The organism is Clostridium sp. SGI.024 (assembly GCF_050315195.1).
Taxonomy (GTDB): Bacteria; Bacillota; Clostridia; order Clostridiales; family Clostridiaceae; genus Clostridium.
Genome location: NZ_JBNPON010000008.1, coordinates 13,902 through 29,847, shown reverse-complemented (window position 1 = coordinate 29,847; position 15,946 = coordinate 13,902). Strand labels below are relative to the sequence as shown.

The 15,946-nt window shown below is 28.1% G+C and carries 11 protein-coding genes; 4 read left to right on the top strand and 7 right to left on the bottom strand.

Features of this window, described 5'->3' with window-relative positions:
- Positions 1-244: 244 nt before the first annotated feature.
- A complete protein-coding gene (locus ACQRD5_RS04345; RefSeq protein ID WP_427746518.1) occupies positions 245-4,627 on the bottom strand; it encodes an NPCBM/NEW2 domain-containing protein in 4,383 nt (1,460 codons plus the stop codon).
- 495 nt (positions 4,628-5,122) lie between these two features.
- On the opposite strand from ACQRD5_RS04345, the gene ACQRD5_RS04340 reads away from it, so the two are divergent.
- The 4 genes from ACQRD5_RS04340 (at position 5,123) to ACQRD5_RS04325 (ending at position 7,375) form a co-directional block, all read left to right on the top strand.
- On the top strand, positions 5,123-6,157 hold the full coding sequence (locus tag ACQRD5_RS04340; protein WP_294170456.1) for a conserved phage C-terminal domain-containing protein: 1,035 nt from the start codon (positions 5,123-5,125) through the stop codon (positions 6,155-6,157).
- Positions 6,144-6,812: a DUF4405 domain-containing protein gene (locus tag ACQRD5_RS04335; RefSeq protein WP_427746517.1), complete on the top strand. Its 669-nt coding sequence runs from the start codon at positions 6,144-6,146 to the stop codon at positions 6,810-6,812. Before ACQRD5_RS04340 ends, ACQRD5_RS04335 begins: the two co-directional genes overlap by 14 nt.
- Before the next feature lie 72 nt (positions 6,813-6,884).
- The gene (locus ACQRD5_RS04330) at positions 6,885-7,109 is read left to right on the top strand and encodes a DUF1659 domain-containing protein (RefSeq protein ID WP_294170460.1); all 225 of its coding nucleotides are present in this window, start codon (positions 6,885-6,887) and stop codon (positions 7,107-7,109) included.
- 47 nt (positions 7,110-7,156) lie between these two features.
- Positions 7,157-7,375, top strand: a complete 219-nt coding sequence (locus ACQRD5_RS04325) for a DUF2922 domain-containing protein (protein ID WP_294170462.1) — start codon at positions 7,157-7,159, stop codon at positions 7,373-7,375.
- Between the two features lie 54 nt (positions 7,376-7,429).
- Here the strand turns inward: ACQRD5_RS04325 and ACQRD5_RS04320 are convergent, their stop codons facing one another.
- The 6 genes from ACQRD5_RS04320 to ACQRD5_RS04295 all read right to left on the bottom strand — a co-directional run bounded on the left by ACQRD5_RS04320 (position 7,430) and on the right by ACQRD5_RS04295 (position 15,830).
- Complete coding sequence (locus ACQRD5_RS04320) at positions 7,430-9,766, bottom strand: family 16 glycosylhydrolase (protein ID WP_427746516.1); 2,337 nt, start codon at positions 9,764-9,766, stop codon at positions 7,430-7,432.
- A gap of 530 nt (positions 9,767-10,296) precedes the next feature.
- Complete coding sequence (locus ACQRD5_RS04315) at positions 10,297-10,557, bottom strand: hypothetical protein (protein WP_320628051.1); 261 nt, start codon at positions 10,555-10,557, stop codon at positions 10,297-10,299.
- Between the two features lie 668 nt (positions 10,558-11,225).
- The gene (locus tag ACQRD5_RS04310; RefSeq protein ID WP_427746515.1) at positions 11,226-11,453 is read right to left on the bottom strand and encodes a hypothetical protein; all 228 of its coding nucleotides are present in this window, start codon (positions 11,451-11,453) and stop codon (positions 11,226-11,228) included.
- A gap of 341 nt (positions 11,454-11,794) precedes the next feature.
- On the bottom strand, positions 11,795-11,935 hold the full coding sequence (locus tag ACQRD5_RS04305) for a hypothetical protein (RefSeq protein ID WP_291630366.1): 141 nt from the start codon (positions 11,933-11,935) through the stop codon (positions 11,795-11,797).
- Positions 11,936-12,353: 418 nt separating this feature from the next.
- Positions 12,354-12,833 (bottom strand): ATP-binding cassette domain-containing protein, encoded by a 480-nt coding sequence (locus ACQRD5_RS04300; RefSeq protein WP_320900435.1) that lies wholly within the window; start codon positions 12,831-12,833, stop codon positions 12,354-12,356.
- 96 nt (positions 12,834-12,929) lie between these two features.
- Complete coding sequence (locus ACQRD5_RS04295; RefSeq protein ID WP_427746514.1) at positions 12,930-15,830, bottom strand: NPCBM/NEW2 domain-containing protein; 2,901 nt, start codon at positions 15,828-15,830, stop codon at positions 12,930-12,932.
- Positions 15,831-15,946 lie beyond the last annotated feature (116 nt).

Sequence of the window (15,946 nt, the reverse complement as noted above, 5' to 3'; positions counted from 1 at the left end):
AATATTATATAATCTATTTACAAAAATAAATATTCATATAAATATAAGTTCTTCACTTCAACTAAGTGCTATTTAATCTATCAATTATTATTTTCTCATTATAAACTTTTCCTTATTAGCTATATTATTCCCAAATGTTTCACAAAATAATTATTATTTATATTCAATACTACTCTCAATAAAAATTGTAGTGTATAAAAATAGAGCAAGAAGTATTAAACTTCTAGCTCTATTTTTATAGCTGCTATTTTTTATTTCTTTTTTTAATTAATCCTAGTACTCCTAATAATGAAGTAGCTCCTAATAATAGATATCCTCCCATTGTTGAAACATCTCCAGTGCTTATATTGTTAGTGGATGAATTTATTTCATCTTCTACTGTTGAAGTGTCTCCATCACTTATATTATTAATGGATGAATTTATTTCACCTTCTACTGTTTCATTGTTATTAGGTTTTGATTCTGTATTAGTGCCTGGTACTTGTGGGTTTTCAGTTTCAGGTACTACAACAGAGGAATCTGCTTCTTTTACAAAGTCATTTAAAGCACTTACTAATTCAGTTCTTGAATTTTCAATCTTTATTATTGCATATACCCTATCATCTATATTTCTTGTCCTAAATATTTTATCTAATAACTCTGAGTTTCTATCTAACTTTAATTCATAAACTGTATAGTCTCCTTCTATTGATTTAGAAATTAATATTGGATTTAATTTTTTTAAATCTGTTAAGAAACTATTTAATTCATTTACCATTACTGATTTTTTTATTATCATTAGTAATGGACTATCTTTTTGCCCATTACCTGATACTAATTCAACTACATTATGATTAAATTCAGGTTTTTCTTCTTCAGGAGTATCTGGATTTACTTCCTCATCATCAGGATTCTCCACATCTGGTTGACTAGGTTCTTCTATCTCTGGTTCATCAGTAGGTGGAACTTCAGTATCTGGAGTATCAGGCATTTCCTCCTCTTCTACTGGTGGTTGTTCAGGAGTAACATTCATATCTGAATCAAAATCTCCATCTGGTATTACTGGATCTGGTTTTACATTCATATCTGAATCAAAATCTTCATCTGGTACTACTGGATCTGGTTTTACATTCATATCTGAATCTAAATCTCCATCTGGTATTACTGGATCTGGTTTTACATTCATATCTGAATCTAAATCTCCATCCGGTATTACTGGATCTGGTTTTACATTCATATCTGAATCTAAATCTTCATCTGGTATTACTGGATCTGGTTTTACATTCATATCTGAATCAAAGTCTTCATCTGGTATTACTGGATCTGGTTTTACATTCATATCTGAATCAAAATCTCCATCCGGTATTACTGGATCTGGTTTTACATTCATATCTGAATCAAAATCTTCATCTGGTACTACTGGCTCTGGTTTTACATTCATATCTGAATCAAAATCTCCATCCGGTATTACTGGATCTGGTTTTACATTCATATCTAAATCTAAGTCCTCGTCATCTGGCAATACATCTTGTACTGGAACATCATCTGGAAGTATAGTCGGCTCATCTTCTACTATTGTAGTATCTTCATAGAAGTTTAACATGTTACCAGCAAGATACATGTTTTTCTCAGCCTCGCTATTTCCATGTGTATTAGTAGCTACTATTTTTATAAATTTAGTAGCAGTTGGACTGTCTAAGTCTAATGTTTTTAAAGTATGGTTTCTTTCTAAATTAGTGAAAGTACCTGATAATGTCCAATTTTGACCATCTAAGCTTGTGTATATTTCACCATCTTTTAATTTACCATTAAAACCATTAGATTGATATTCTATAGAGTTTATATATCTTACCTTATCAAATTCAACAATATAGAATTTATCGTTTGTTGTTTGTCTAAAAGGAGTATGATATCCAGTATTAACTGTACCATCTATAAGATGTTCTCCTTTGTGATTATTGCTATTAGCATTACTACAGCTAACTAGATTTACATACTTTAATGGTATATACTTTCTCTCTTCTGTATCTGTATTTTCTGTGAATGTATATTCAACTTCTGCACTTGGAAGATATAATCCATGAGCTTTATATCTAACTTTTACATTTTGATTTCCTTCAATTCTAATAGCATCCATTCCGTTAGGATTAATGCTATCACCTTCTACTCCAGTGACATAATCACACCATGTAGTGCCACCATCTAAACTAAATTCAAGGTTTTCTACATTACCTAAAAGTAAGTTTTCATTATCATTTGCATATATAGTAGACTGTGTGATTGTATTACCATTTAATATGTCAATAGTATATACATCATCTACGCCCACTAATCCAACTTTTATATCATTCTCTGCTGTTATAGAAGCTAATTCTTGCTCTGTTAATTCTATTATATGATCATTCGTTTGTTTCCAGTTAGTTCCACCGTCTAAACTGTATCTAACTCTTATACTTGAACCATTGTACTTTTCATTTATAACTATTTGTCCAGCATTGTCTCCATCAAATGAAAATGATGCTAATTCCATTGATTCATTTCCAAGATATTTAGCTGATAAATGTTTATTCATTTCTACATTACTACATACATCTGGTGTAGCATTAGATGATTTAATTAAAGCTTCATATTTTAACATATCTATTTGAGCAACATAATTAGGATCAGTTATATTATTTTCTATTAATGCTAAAACATCCATCATAGTTTGAGGATAATAAGTGTAGGTTTTTATAACTTTCTTAGCTAATTCAAAGTAATCATTACTTGTCATGTTTGTATCTGCTTTGTAACAATTAATTAAGCCTTCCATAGCATCTAAATTTATTGCTTGATGTTCTAAAGCCTTTTCATAACATTCTCTTTTAGTTTCATTATCATCAGCATAGCTGTTTGCTAAGAAATTAAGCAATGTAGCTTTAACATAATTATCATAATCATCAACAACAGCATCAGTTGCTAAAACTGTATAGCTTGCAGAATGATGATGTATCCAACTTTGATTTCCCCATCCTAACATTCTCTCATTATATTGATTATTAGTTTGTGTCCAACCAGATACATTATTTTGGATTATCCATTCATATCTTTGATTGTTAGAATTCCATGCATAAGTTAAACTAGCTGCATGACCTGGTTGTCCACAAGGACTAGATGGTCTACCAAAAGTATCTGCTAAGTTAGAATATGTTTGAGCAAGTCCTCCACAAACAGCTCCTTCCTCAAATACCATCCATAGTCGGTTCATATTTGTATTTCCATAATCATCATAGTAATCATCAAAACCGTATTTATCATTATACTTTTCAAAATTAGCTGGATCATAAAGTATGCTATTATTATAATTGTATCCAGAAGTATATTTTATATAATTATAAGCATCAAAGTAATTTGCGCCTTCTGCTTTTTGTTTAAGAGCAAAATCTGCCAGCCATAAAATTTCATCATTGTTCATTCTGTTGTCAACAGCCCATCTCATCATTGCAACAGGCAATGCTTTAAATTTTTCAGCGCTCCACTTACCATTAGTGTTAGTATCTCCACCTTCATCCATTCTTCCTGAGCTTATTAATTCTTGATATACTTCATATCTTCCTACTGCATCAGCACTACTTTTTTTGTCAAGCCAAGATGTCGGCAACGCTATATATCCATGTGATAAAGATATACTTATTGCTAATCTTAAATTAAAGTTGTCATCTGCGCTGTCCTTTAATTCACTTTCATATATGTCATATATATCACTAAAGCATTTAAAACTTTGTAGATAACTTCCATGTATACTCACTGGGCCACCAGTCATAAAGTATTTTAAAGCAGTATTGTCATTAATTAAATAATTTATAGCATTAGCGTATTTTTGATCTTGAGCTGCCATTCTTTTAAGAGTTCCATGTCCAATTTTTTGAACAAGGGCTCTTCTTAATATAGTCATTTCATTATGCTCTATATTATAATCAATATCATGAGCCCTAAGAGTAGCATCATAAGATGCTAAACTTTCTAACCCTTCTATGTTAGTAGATGGTGGAACATAGTCTTCTTTTACTAATTTTAAGTCTCCATAAACAGAATGATCTGCTGACATATTTCCATTATTATTGGCTACTAGTCTTACATAATTAGCTCCATTTAATGGTATATCAATATACTCAGACTCCATATCTCCTTTTAAGACTTGAGTTCTTTTAACTTCATTCCAAGTTACACCGTCGTCAGAGGTTGATATTATGAATATTACTCCATTACCATTACTGCCTCTGCTAGCATCTACGCCAACATAAGATGTAAGTCTACTGTAAGTATCTTTATACGCTTCAACATTGAATATTAATGTTGAATTCGCATGAGCAGCCATACCTTTGTTAAACTCAACAACTTCACCTTCAACTATTAATTTTATTAGGCTATTGCCTTCCACATTAGTATCTTTTCTTATTTGACCATAGCCAGCACTGGACCCACTTTCGTAGTCTATATCCGATAAATATAAGTAACCTTTTTCAGCTCTTATAACTGAATTAACTCTAGTTTCTACTCCTACTTTTGTATTTTCTTCTACTTGTACTAAAGTATCTGCAAGTGGAGCTAATGTATTTGTAGATATTAACCCTGCTACTATGAATGCTTGTATTTTCTTTTTGTTCATTTCATCCTCCTTGTTTATTGAACAATAAATAACAATAGAGGAATATTAATCCCTCTTATTTTTTACATGTATTATATTTATTACTCTCTCTTCTTATGTTAGCAAATATCACACCTGCTACTATAAGTGTTTCTATTTTCTTATTAATCTTTAGTTTTCCTCTTTCTTAAATTTTAGAGTAAAACGTTTATTTTCTGTAATCATTTAATACCATTATTGTTATAATATAGTATAAATTTAAAATCGTCAAGCCTAAAAACTTATTTTAATTACTTAATACCAATCATAAAATATATCTTTTATATTGCAATAATCCATCCACATATTTCTTTATTTTTTATTAATATACTTTCTATTTGCTTATAGTTTAAATATTTATATTTTTTTCTATTATATATATAAAATTTTTTAAAATTATTTTTCTCAATTTTACTTATAACTGGGTACTTATTTTATGACAGGGTAATTAAGAAATAATTTTAGGAGGTAATGAATATGAAGTACTCATTTTTAGGGTATAGTGTGAAAAAAATTATGGAGTTAAATTTAGATGTGAAGGATTTAGCTATCCTTAGGTATTTTGATGATTTTATGGAAAGCGGAAAGATGAATTATGAAATTATAGAAGGAGTTAAATATTATTGGATAAGCTATAAAAATATTGAAGATGAACTTCCTTTCTTGGGGTTAGGTAAAAGATCCATTATGATGAGGATGCTTAAGCTAAGAGATTTAGGTATTTTATCTCATTATACAAAAAAAGAAGGTGGTACCTTTTCTTACTATTCCTTAGGAGAAAAATACAAGGAGCTATTATATATTAATGACAATAATGATAAATATACTCATACAAACAGCAATAGAAATAAAGAAAATAATATTGATATAGTTAAAGATACTAGTGCTACTAATGACTCTATTATTAATAATACATTTAATAAGTGTATTCCTACTAATGAAGATACTATTCAAAATAATGAAGAAGAATATGATAATTTTAGTTATTTAGAACATATAGAACATAAAAATGAAGAGCCTGTGTATGTAAATATGAATAGAGGTTATGCAGAGAAATGTTCAACAAATAACCATATATTAAATAATTCATCTACTAAATTAAACAATCTATATAATAATATAAAAGAAAAAGTAACTAGTATTATAAATTATTTAAATTTGCAGGTTGGAGTTATGTACAAGGTTAACAATAACAAAACAATTAATTTAGTTAAAGCCAGACTAAAAGAAGGCTTTACTGTTGATGACTTTAAAACTGTTATAGATAAAAAAGTTAAGGCTTGGAAAGGAACTGCTTTTGAACAATACTTAACTCCTTTTACTCTCTTTGGAGAAAAATTTGAAATTTACTTAAACCAAAACATTTCCAATGCTACCTCTACAAATAGTGATAAATACTACAAAAATAGCTCTTATAAAAATAATAATACTAAAAATCTAAGATTCCACAATTTCAAGGGTAGAGATTATGATTATGATGTCCTAGAAAAGAAACTCCTTGGTTGGGAGTAATATAAAAGCCTATATTATTTTAAATCTTCTACTATTTTTCTGTATTTCTTTAATAATACTAGCTGGTGTATTTATATCAAAAACTATTTTCACAAATATCCATAGTGAAAATCAAATATGGAAAATTGTTCATATAGGAGTATCAAATTTAACTTTAGCTCTTATAGGTATTCATATAGGCCTTCATTGGACTTGGGTTATTAATATGAGTAAAAAGGTATTTAAATTTAACATAAAAGAAAAAACCAGTAAAGTCATTTCAATATTTCTAGTAATAGCTATACTAATATTGGGTTCTTATAACATCTACTCAAAAGGATTTATCCAAAAATCATTTATGCTATTTACAGTATCCCAAAATTCTAATTATGGTAATGGCAATAAAATCACTAAACCAGAAGGATCACCTAATTCTAATAAAAATGATATAACTAAAGAAGAATTAAGTGAAGGTAAAGGAAAAAAAGATAAAGTATCTGATAAAAATTCAGAAAACTCCGAAAATAATAATGCAAAATTGCAAAAAGGTAAATCAATGAAAAAAACATCTGTATTTGCACTAATAATAAATTATGCCTCCATCTGTGGTGTCTTCACTATAATAACCTACTATATAGATAAACTTCTAAAAAAGAAAAAATTAGCTGCTAAATAACTTAAAAATATTTTTATAAATTTTTTAAAATAGTTTTTACCTTCGTATATAAGATATGAGGAGGTGATAATTATGGCAGCAAGTTCAGTATTAGTTGGAAATGCTTTAGGATTAAGCTATCAAGTTGGAGTTGATTCTAAAGGAAATGATGTTTTTAAGGGCCAAAGCTTTAAGAACATTTCAGCTACTGCAACTGATGAAGATTTAGTTGTATTATCTGATGCTATAGGAGGAATATTAGAACATAATATTACTACTATAAAAAAGCAACAAACTTATATAGTAACTAGAGGTTAATTTCTATAAGTTATTAACTATTACCTATAAAGAAGGGAGGATGTCCAATGATTGCAAGAACTGCAAGTATGAGTTTTAAAGATATATCTGGTAAAAAGATTACATTATCTGTTAAGGATATTAAAGAAAATGTAGATAATTCTGCTGTAGTAGCCCTTATGGATACTATTATAAATAAAAAGCTTATTAAAACTGAAGCTGGAGACTTAGTTGAAAAACAAGCTGCTCAAATAGTTGTTAAGAATACAACTGAAGTTGAGTTTTAATATATAAAAATCTAAGGGGCTGCCAAGGTAGCTCCTTAGATTTTTTAATATATGTTATTTTTTATTTCTTTTTTTACCTAATCCTAGTGTTCCTAATAATGAAGTAGCTCCTAATAATAGATATCCTCCTATTGTTGAAGCATCTCCTGTTTTTGTAAGTTCTTTTGATAACATAGCTCCTTTTCCATCTGTTTTATCATTTACCTTTGTTTCAACTTTTTGCTGATTATTATCTTCAGCTTTTAATGGTACAATTACTGATTCTTTTTCATTATTTATCACAGAAGAACCATCTGAAGGAGTATCTGTCTTTGCCTCTGTTTGTGTTCCATTTGATTCCACAACTTCAATAGGAATATTAACTGTGACACTACGAGCTGCTTTTGTTTCGTTTCCTGTACTAAAGATAACTGGATATAATTCTTTACTACCTATAACCATTTCAGGGCTTTCCCATTTCCATCCAGATGGCAGTGAAATAGTAGATAGGTTTTCACCTTCTGTTCCTTTAATTCCTGATTCAGGTAATACTACTAAAGTCACAGTTTTCAATAGTGTCTTATATACATCTCCCTTTGCTAATGCATCTCCATTTAATGCAATGCCAGTTGGAACAACAGAATAATGGATATTATATACTCCTGGTTTTAAAGTAGAAATATCATTTTTATCTATTGTATTTACAAGTTTCATTTCTCCAGTATTTTCATACATATATTCATCATCCAAGCTAGCATTGATAGAGTAATTATCTTTGTTTACAGAAACACCTGATAAAACGTCGTAAGCAGTTCCTTCTTTAATAACAATATCTTTTACTCCTGTTAGCTTTGGTGCATCTGCATACCAAGCTTCAGCAGCAGCTTTTTGTTCATCATTCTGAGACCAACGTACCCAATCTACTTGCATAGTAGTTCCATCTTCTGCAAGATGATTTCCTGCATCTCCTGCCCAGTCACCACCAGTTGCAAGATTTAATTTCAACATCTGAGGACGATTTATACTTACAGCAGCAGCTTGTAATCTAGCATCACCAACTAGATTCATTGAATTATAAATTACTCCATCTAAATACCAATCTATATGATCAGGATACCAATCTATACCAAAAACATGATATTCATCATAAAAATCTTCTGATATTTTTACATTTCCACCTAATTCATATGGATCATAGCTACCATCCTTATCAACATCACCATCTACATAATAGAAATGTGGCGTTCCATAAATTATCTTATTACTTTGTCTTCCATTATCTGTAGGATCAACATCACCAGCCGCTAGACGTTCTTTTGTTGGGGAGCCAATCAATTCCATAATGTCAATTTCTCCTCCACCTGGCCATCCATAAGATGTTCCCATTAACCAAAATGCTGGGAATGCTCCTTGTCCTTTTGGCAATTTAGCTTTCATTTCAATACGGCCATATAAGAAATCCTTCTTACCAGAAGTATTGATAAATCCTGAATCATATTTTATTGAACGTCCCTTAGGTTTTCTAGGATTTACTTCCTCTTTTTCACGAGCAGTTACTTTAAAGTTAAGTAATCCATTTTCTATGTATACATTATCTTTACTAGTTGTATAGTTTTGTTGCTCACTTCTTCCAACTGTTCCTGGCATATAAGACCAAGTATCTTTATCAAGATCAGTGCTATTGAACTCATCTTCCCAAATCATTTTATATGAATTTTGTTTCTTCTCTACCACCTTTAGATTATCAATACTAATTTCTGTTTTTTCTGTATCTATTGTTGTATCTTCTGGATTATACTTCACAATACCTATCAATGTTTCTGAACCTTGTGCCACAAATTCAAATGTCTGACTTGTCCAATTTTTCATAACATCTTTCAATTCTATTTGATTCAAAACAGTACCATAGGCATTATTTTCAAATGTTCTTGCAGTGAAATATCCACCACTTGGAGTTGCACTTCTTGTAACAACCTTAATATCTGCTGTTACAGTATATGTTCTACCTGGAGTAGTAGGAACTTTTGATAAAATATATTCATCTTTTGTTTCTCCTGCAATTTTCCCATAGGTATTACCATCATCTGTAACAATGCTAGATACACCAAATGGTTTCAGATTCCATTTAGTCTTGTTAGAAATCTGACTTCCTTCAAAATCCCCATTACTTACACGATTCAATTCTGTTTGAACTTCTCCCTTAATTTCAGCTTCTGATTGTGCTTCCTCAACAACAACTTTATTTGTAATCGTTTCCTCAGCATGTACTTCTGTTGTCTGGATACCAAAGCAAATAATTGTTCCAACCATTACGGATACAACCCCAATGGAAAGCTTTTTCAGCTTATATTTAGGAACCTCTTTTTCCACAAATAGTTTTCCTGAAACTAATCTAATTTTTTTATTTTTCATTAATTCTCCCCCTATTCCTAATAAAAAAATGATTATTTTAAGTACATAAAATATTATAATAAAAAATTTGTAATTTTTCCATATAGTTACTTAAAAATTCATTTTAAAATCACCTTTTTATTGTAAATTGAAAAAGTAATTCATAAATATACTTACATTATTATAATATTTGTATTTTATTTAAATTTTTTACAAATCAAGAAAATATATTATATAATATAGTATATATAATTTTATTAAGGAGAGATTCCTATTATTTTACCTGTATTAAAACTTATAGGAATTATTTTGTTCCCTTTTTTCATTTATTTTTCTCTAAAGAGATTAAGAGAAATTAGAGATTTGTTAAGTGAAATACTTGATAAATTAAATACCATTGATAAAGATAAAAACAACTAAATAAAGAATATTTTAAAAACAATTAAATTTTAATATATATTTCATATAACAATTTTTTTAAGCACAAAAGATAAAGTAATAATTAATGACTCATTTTTTTAGTGGGCAGTGTTTTTGTTATAAAGCTCTTATTAAGTATACTTATTTATTAATGCTAGAATAAATAAAATCAAAGTAACTATTAATAATACTATTCTAGATACAAGTAATAACCTTTTTTCAGATTTATTATCCATTGATATAATTCTTTCAATTTGAACATATATAAAACCTATTAATATAATAAATATTCCAATACTATATTCAATACTTGAATTATATAAAACTATTGAAATAATACCTATTACAGCAAATAAAAAGTTTATAAATATGCTAATACTATTATTTTTCATAATAAAAATCCTTCTTTCTAATACTATTTACTGGTATATAACCAATCGCCATCTCCATAATTTTAAGTTTCATATTCTCCATTATTTACTCTCATAGTTAAGATTCAAAAACAATATTTTTGTTCCACTAAATTAAATTACTTCAAGTATAGCTGACATAAATAACTAATTATTCTTAGTTTTTTATAAAAGCTCCTCCAAGTAAATTTAGAGCAAATCTTGAATTTTAAAGAATAAATTTAAATTTATTTCTCAGCTTTAATTAACTCTATTTTTTCATACGAAACTATATACTATCAATAATATTATATAATATATTTAATATTACTTTTGAAATATATTTTATTAAGTAAGTTCTTATCTTAAAGCTAGTTTTATATACTTACTTGGAATATTATCAAACAACTATACTTTATAATTACCAAAATAAAAATTAACGCCTTCATTCCATGCTTTTTAAATGCATAGGATGCTTCTCTACTTACTATTCTGCTACTTTAAATAGTAGAGAAAGTGGCAGAGTTACTAATTATTTTACATATAAAGGATTTTTTGTTGAATACTACACTTTGGTAAGCTAATAAACCAAGGTAATTATGAAGTAGGTAGCTCTATAGAAATAAACTTTATTGTTTATAGATAATAAATAAAAGAGAACTAAGTTCAAATTATTTCTCTATTTTTTTTATTCCTAATATTGATAAAAGTATTCCAATAATTATATATTTAATAATTGACATATTCAATAATATATCTAAGTAGTTTTGACTTTCTAAGTTATTTCTGACAATATAATTCATAAAATAAGAACGCCCTAAAGGAACACTATTGTATATAAGAGCTATTCCTATAAAAAAAATTACTAAATATATAATATTTTTTTTAAAAAATTCCATAACATTCTCCTAACACTTATAAATTATATTTATATATATATTATAATAAACTCTTAATAAAAAAATATATATAATCTGATTTTATTTGGATAATTTTTCTTTCGTAAAACTTTCATACCAGAACTACCATACCAATAATCACCACTATATACCATCATGAAATTCCTGAATCACCCCACTATATGCTACTCTTAATACTTGATAAACAAAATTCATAGAATAATTTCCTTCATTATAATAAAAAATTGGATTTGGAGATGCTCCATAGGTTAATGCATAATTAACTCCATTTTATTTATTATATGAATAACTATCAAATCTAAAAGCTCTCATATTAGTATTTAATTATTTTCACTATTATCTGCATCTTTATCTCCAGATAAGTATTTAATTGTATCTTTAGCTTCATTAATAAGTTCATCTTTAACATTTTGATATGAAAGATTCGATAATTTATTTTGTTCAACTTGTAACTCATTCATAGCTGAATATAATCTAGTATTATTATTTTCAACTATTATATTATCATAATTAGGAGCCTCTAATATTTGTAAAGAATTAAAATATGAATTAAAATATGAGCTTATTATATTTTTAATATTATCACTATTCGAGCTTATATTGGTTGTAGCATAAGAATGACTATGTTTATTAAAAATAAAAAAATAGGCTTTCTGCTTATAAAATAAAACCTCCCGAAAAATTATCACTCTAATTTTATAAAGGAGGTTATTCACTAACTAGATATCAAATTTTGACGCTTACATAAATTCTTATGGCTAACAAAAAAACAAATAAAAATAACTCAATAATAAATATCGAAATTAAAACAAATAAATATTTTAATTTTATTGTCTACTATAAAGGAACTTTTAATACTTAGTTTTATAAAATTTGTAGTTATTTAACTAAACTTATCTTTCCATTATCCATACTATAAACAGTATCACATAGTAATTCAATATCATCTTTATTATGACTAGTTAAAATTAAGGATACTCCTTTTTCTTTTTGTTTTAATATGTATTTTCGTACATCTTCTACTCCACTTTCATCTAGACTATTCATTGGTTCATCTAATATAATAAGCTTTGGATCTTCCATAATTGCTTGTGCAATTCCTAAACGCTGTTTCATTCCTAATGAATACTTTTTAACAGTTTTTTTATCATTGGGATCTAATCCAACAAAACTAATTGCTTCCTTGATTTTGTTTTTATCTATGTTTCCACTTAACCCAGCTAATATTTCCAAATTTTTCATTCCAGTTAAGTTTGGTAAAAATCCAGGTGTTTCAATTATTAATCCTGTACCCTCAGGAAAATCAATATCTTTCCCTATTGTTTTACCAAAAACCTCTACTGTACCTCCTTTGTCAATATTTTTTCTAAACTTCTACTAAACTTTTTCATTTTATGTAACTTTTAGTTTATAAATATATAAAAGAGGACTCCTAGAAGTCCTCTAATCAATATACTAATTTAACCCATCAACAACTCCATTTTTAAGAATAAATGTAGGAGTTTTATCGTTTAGTTTATATGTTATTATTAAATTCCTATCACGTAAATCATCTATATTTTTTGCTGATTTATCAAAGTTGTTTATATAAATTGAATAATCTCCAATTAATCCTTGAGTATATTCTTTAATTGTAGACACTATAGATTTTTCAACATCATTTCCTACAAATCCTTTTATATCTTTGTTAGTTACTAATATTTCTTCAATTTTAGTAATATCTACATTTTTTAATGCTTCTAACACAACAGCATCTAAGAATCCAGTAGCACCAATAATAGAAATCCTTTCATTATCAGGCATAAATGTATAGCCTAAATCATCACTATAAAGATGTACGCCTGTAGATTTATACCTAACTTGTACTATTTGATATTCTTCAAATACTGTTTGCTCCGTATAATCTTTCCAAGTAGTTCCATCATCTAAACTGTATTCTAAGTTGGCAACTTTACCTTCTAAGCGTTTATTTGCATTGTTTCTGTATAAATTACTTGTATCAGGAGAAGCTCCTTTCTTTATATCTATAGTAAATGTAAAAACAGAACCTACTAATCTTACTTTTATATCATTCTTATCATTTATAGTCTTAACTTGCTGTTCGGTTAATTGAATAACAGATGTACCTGCTTCTTCCATAACCCAAGTTTTTCCACCATCTAAACTATATTCGACTGGAACTGTAAATGAACCATAGTTGTTATTTATAATAATCTTGTTTGCATTTTCACCACTAAATGAGAATGATGCTAAGTCTACTTTACCAATACCCATAATTGACTTTGCAATATCTCTACACTCATTAAATTGAACTACATCATTTTTAGTTGCAGTAGTTGCCTTGTTAAGTGCTATGTTTCGAGCCATATCTATCTCTGCTCTATCTTCACTTGCTAAATATGGTCTAATAGTTTTTATTAAATCAACTAAAGCATATGGATAGTAAGTATATTTATCTATAACTTTGTTAGCTAATGCTCTCCATTCATCAGGTGAAACGTTAGCTTTCTTATATTCATTTATTAAACCTTCATAACTATCTAAGTTAATATCTAATACATCTAAAGCCATCTTATAAATTCTTATCTTATCTTGAGAATCGGTATATGAATTTGCTTGTAGATTATAATAATATGATTTTTCAAAGTTAGGATTTTCTAAAGCTGATTGTCCTAATAACATATAAGCACCATTAAAAGCATTATCAGAAGCCTTATCCGAGAAGTATTTATTACCCCAATCCAATAATGTTCTATATGGTTTGTTTGCTCCCCATACTGTACGAGCCTTTTGCCAACCACCTATGTTGTTATTGATGGACCATACTCCATGTCCATCACCATTTATTTTGTATTCAAGAACAGCTTCATGCCAAGGTTGATATACTCCGATTGAAGGTAATCCAAAAGCCTTGTTTAAGTTTTGTCCAAATCTTGAAGAGTTCCAACAAACTCCACCTACTTCAAATAGCATCCAAAGGTTATGTTTACCTTTTTCCCCATACGATATATTGTTCTCTGTTAAACTATATTTTTCATCAAATCTTTCTTTATTATCCACATTATATATGAAGTCTTGGTTGAGATTTATTGTTTTATATGCGATACCATAATTCCAAAAATTTAATCTTTTGCCTAAGTCATTAGGATATTTCTTAGTAGCATAATTATTTAACCACAATAAATCCTCATTAGCCATTTGATTATTCATAATCATTCTCATTAATTCCATATTGTAAGTCTTGAATTCTTCTTTACGAGCCAATTTATTATTATCATAGAAATCCTTCATTATTTTAAATCTACCAACTACATCAAAAGTAGGGAGGTCCATATTAAATACTAAAGATGATGTACCTGAATCACTACTCCAACCAGTAGCTAAAGCTATTAGCATTTTCTTGTATATCAAGCCATCGCCACTATCACCTAAACAATCCTTATAATTTGTATATAGTTTAGTTAATGCTGTTATAAACCTTCCACCTTCTGTAACATTACCTGAGTCTATAGCTAAACCTAAAGCGACTTCATCGTTAAATAACCAGTCGAATGTTTCTTCGGCTTCTTTATTGCCAGTTATATTATTTTGCATTGTATTAAAGCCTAACCTTCTTACTATTTCTCTTTGTTGAAGTAGCTTTTTATTATTTGTATAGTTATCTTCTACACTATGTTTTCTTATTTCTTCATCATATTCAGCTAATCTTTTAATAGTTTGATAATTTTCACTATTTAAGTCATAATTAGTTTTAACTATTCTAGCATTAGCATAAACCGAATGGTCATTACCATCTGCACCATTATCATTGGCTATTAACCTTAAATATTTAGCACCCTTAATATCTAAATCTACAAATATAGAACTATTATTAGGTCCTACTACCTGTGTTTCTTTTATATCTACCCAGTTTTTACCATTATCAGAAATGGAAATCTTAAACTTTACTCCATTTCCTCTATCTTTTTGAGAATAGTCTACTCCTAAGTGTGCTACAAATCTAGTATATGTATCTGAATAATCAGCTATGTTGTAAATTAGAGTTGAATTTGCATGAGCACCCATACCTTTATTAAAGTGAACTAACTCACCTTCAACTAATAATCTAATTTGCCCTCCACCTATGTTGGTATTCCTTTTTATTTCTCCATGAGATACTCGTGAACTAGACTCATAATTTAAATCCGATAGGTAGATATAATCAGTATCTGTTTCTTCATTAGTACTTACTAAACTCTCCACTCTTGTAGTATTAAGTTCATCAGCTAAAACCCTGTTTTTATTTACAAAAGGATTTAAAATAGTAGTAGCAGTAATGGTGACTGCAACTAAAAATGATAAATGTTTTTTCTTCATAAAACTCCCCCTTATTTAATTTATTATTAAAATATAACTATAATAGTTACAATTAAAAATTATCATATTTTTAGCTAATAATCAATATTTTATTAGGAAATTAATTTGTTTTTAAA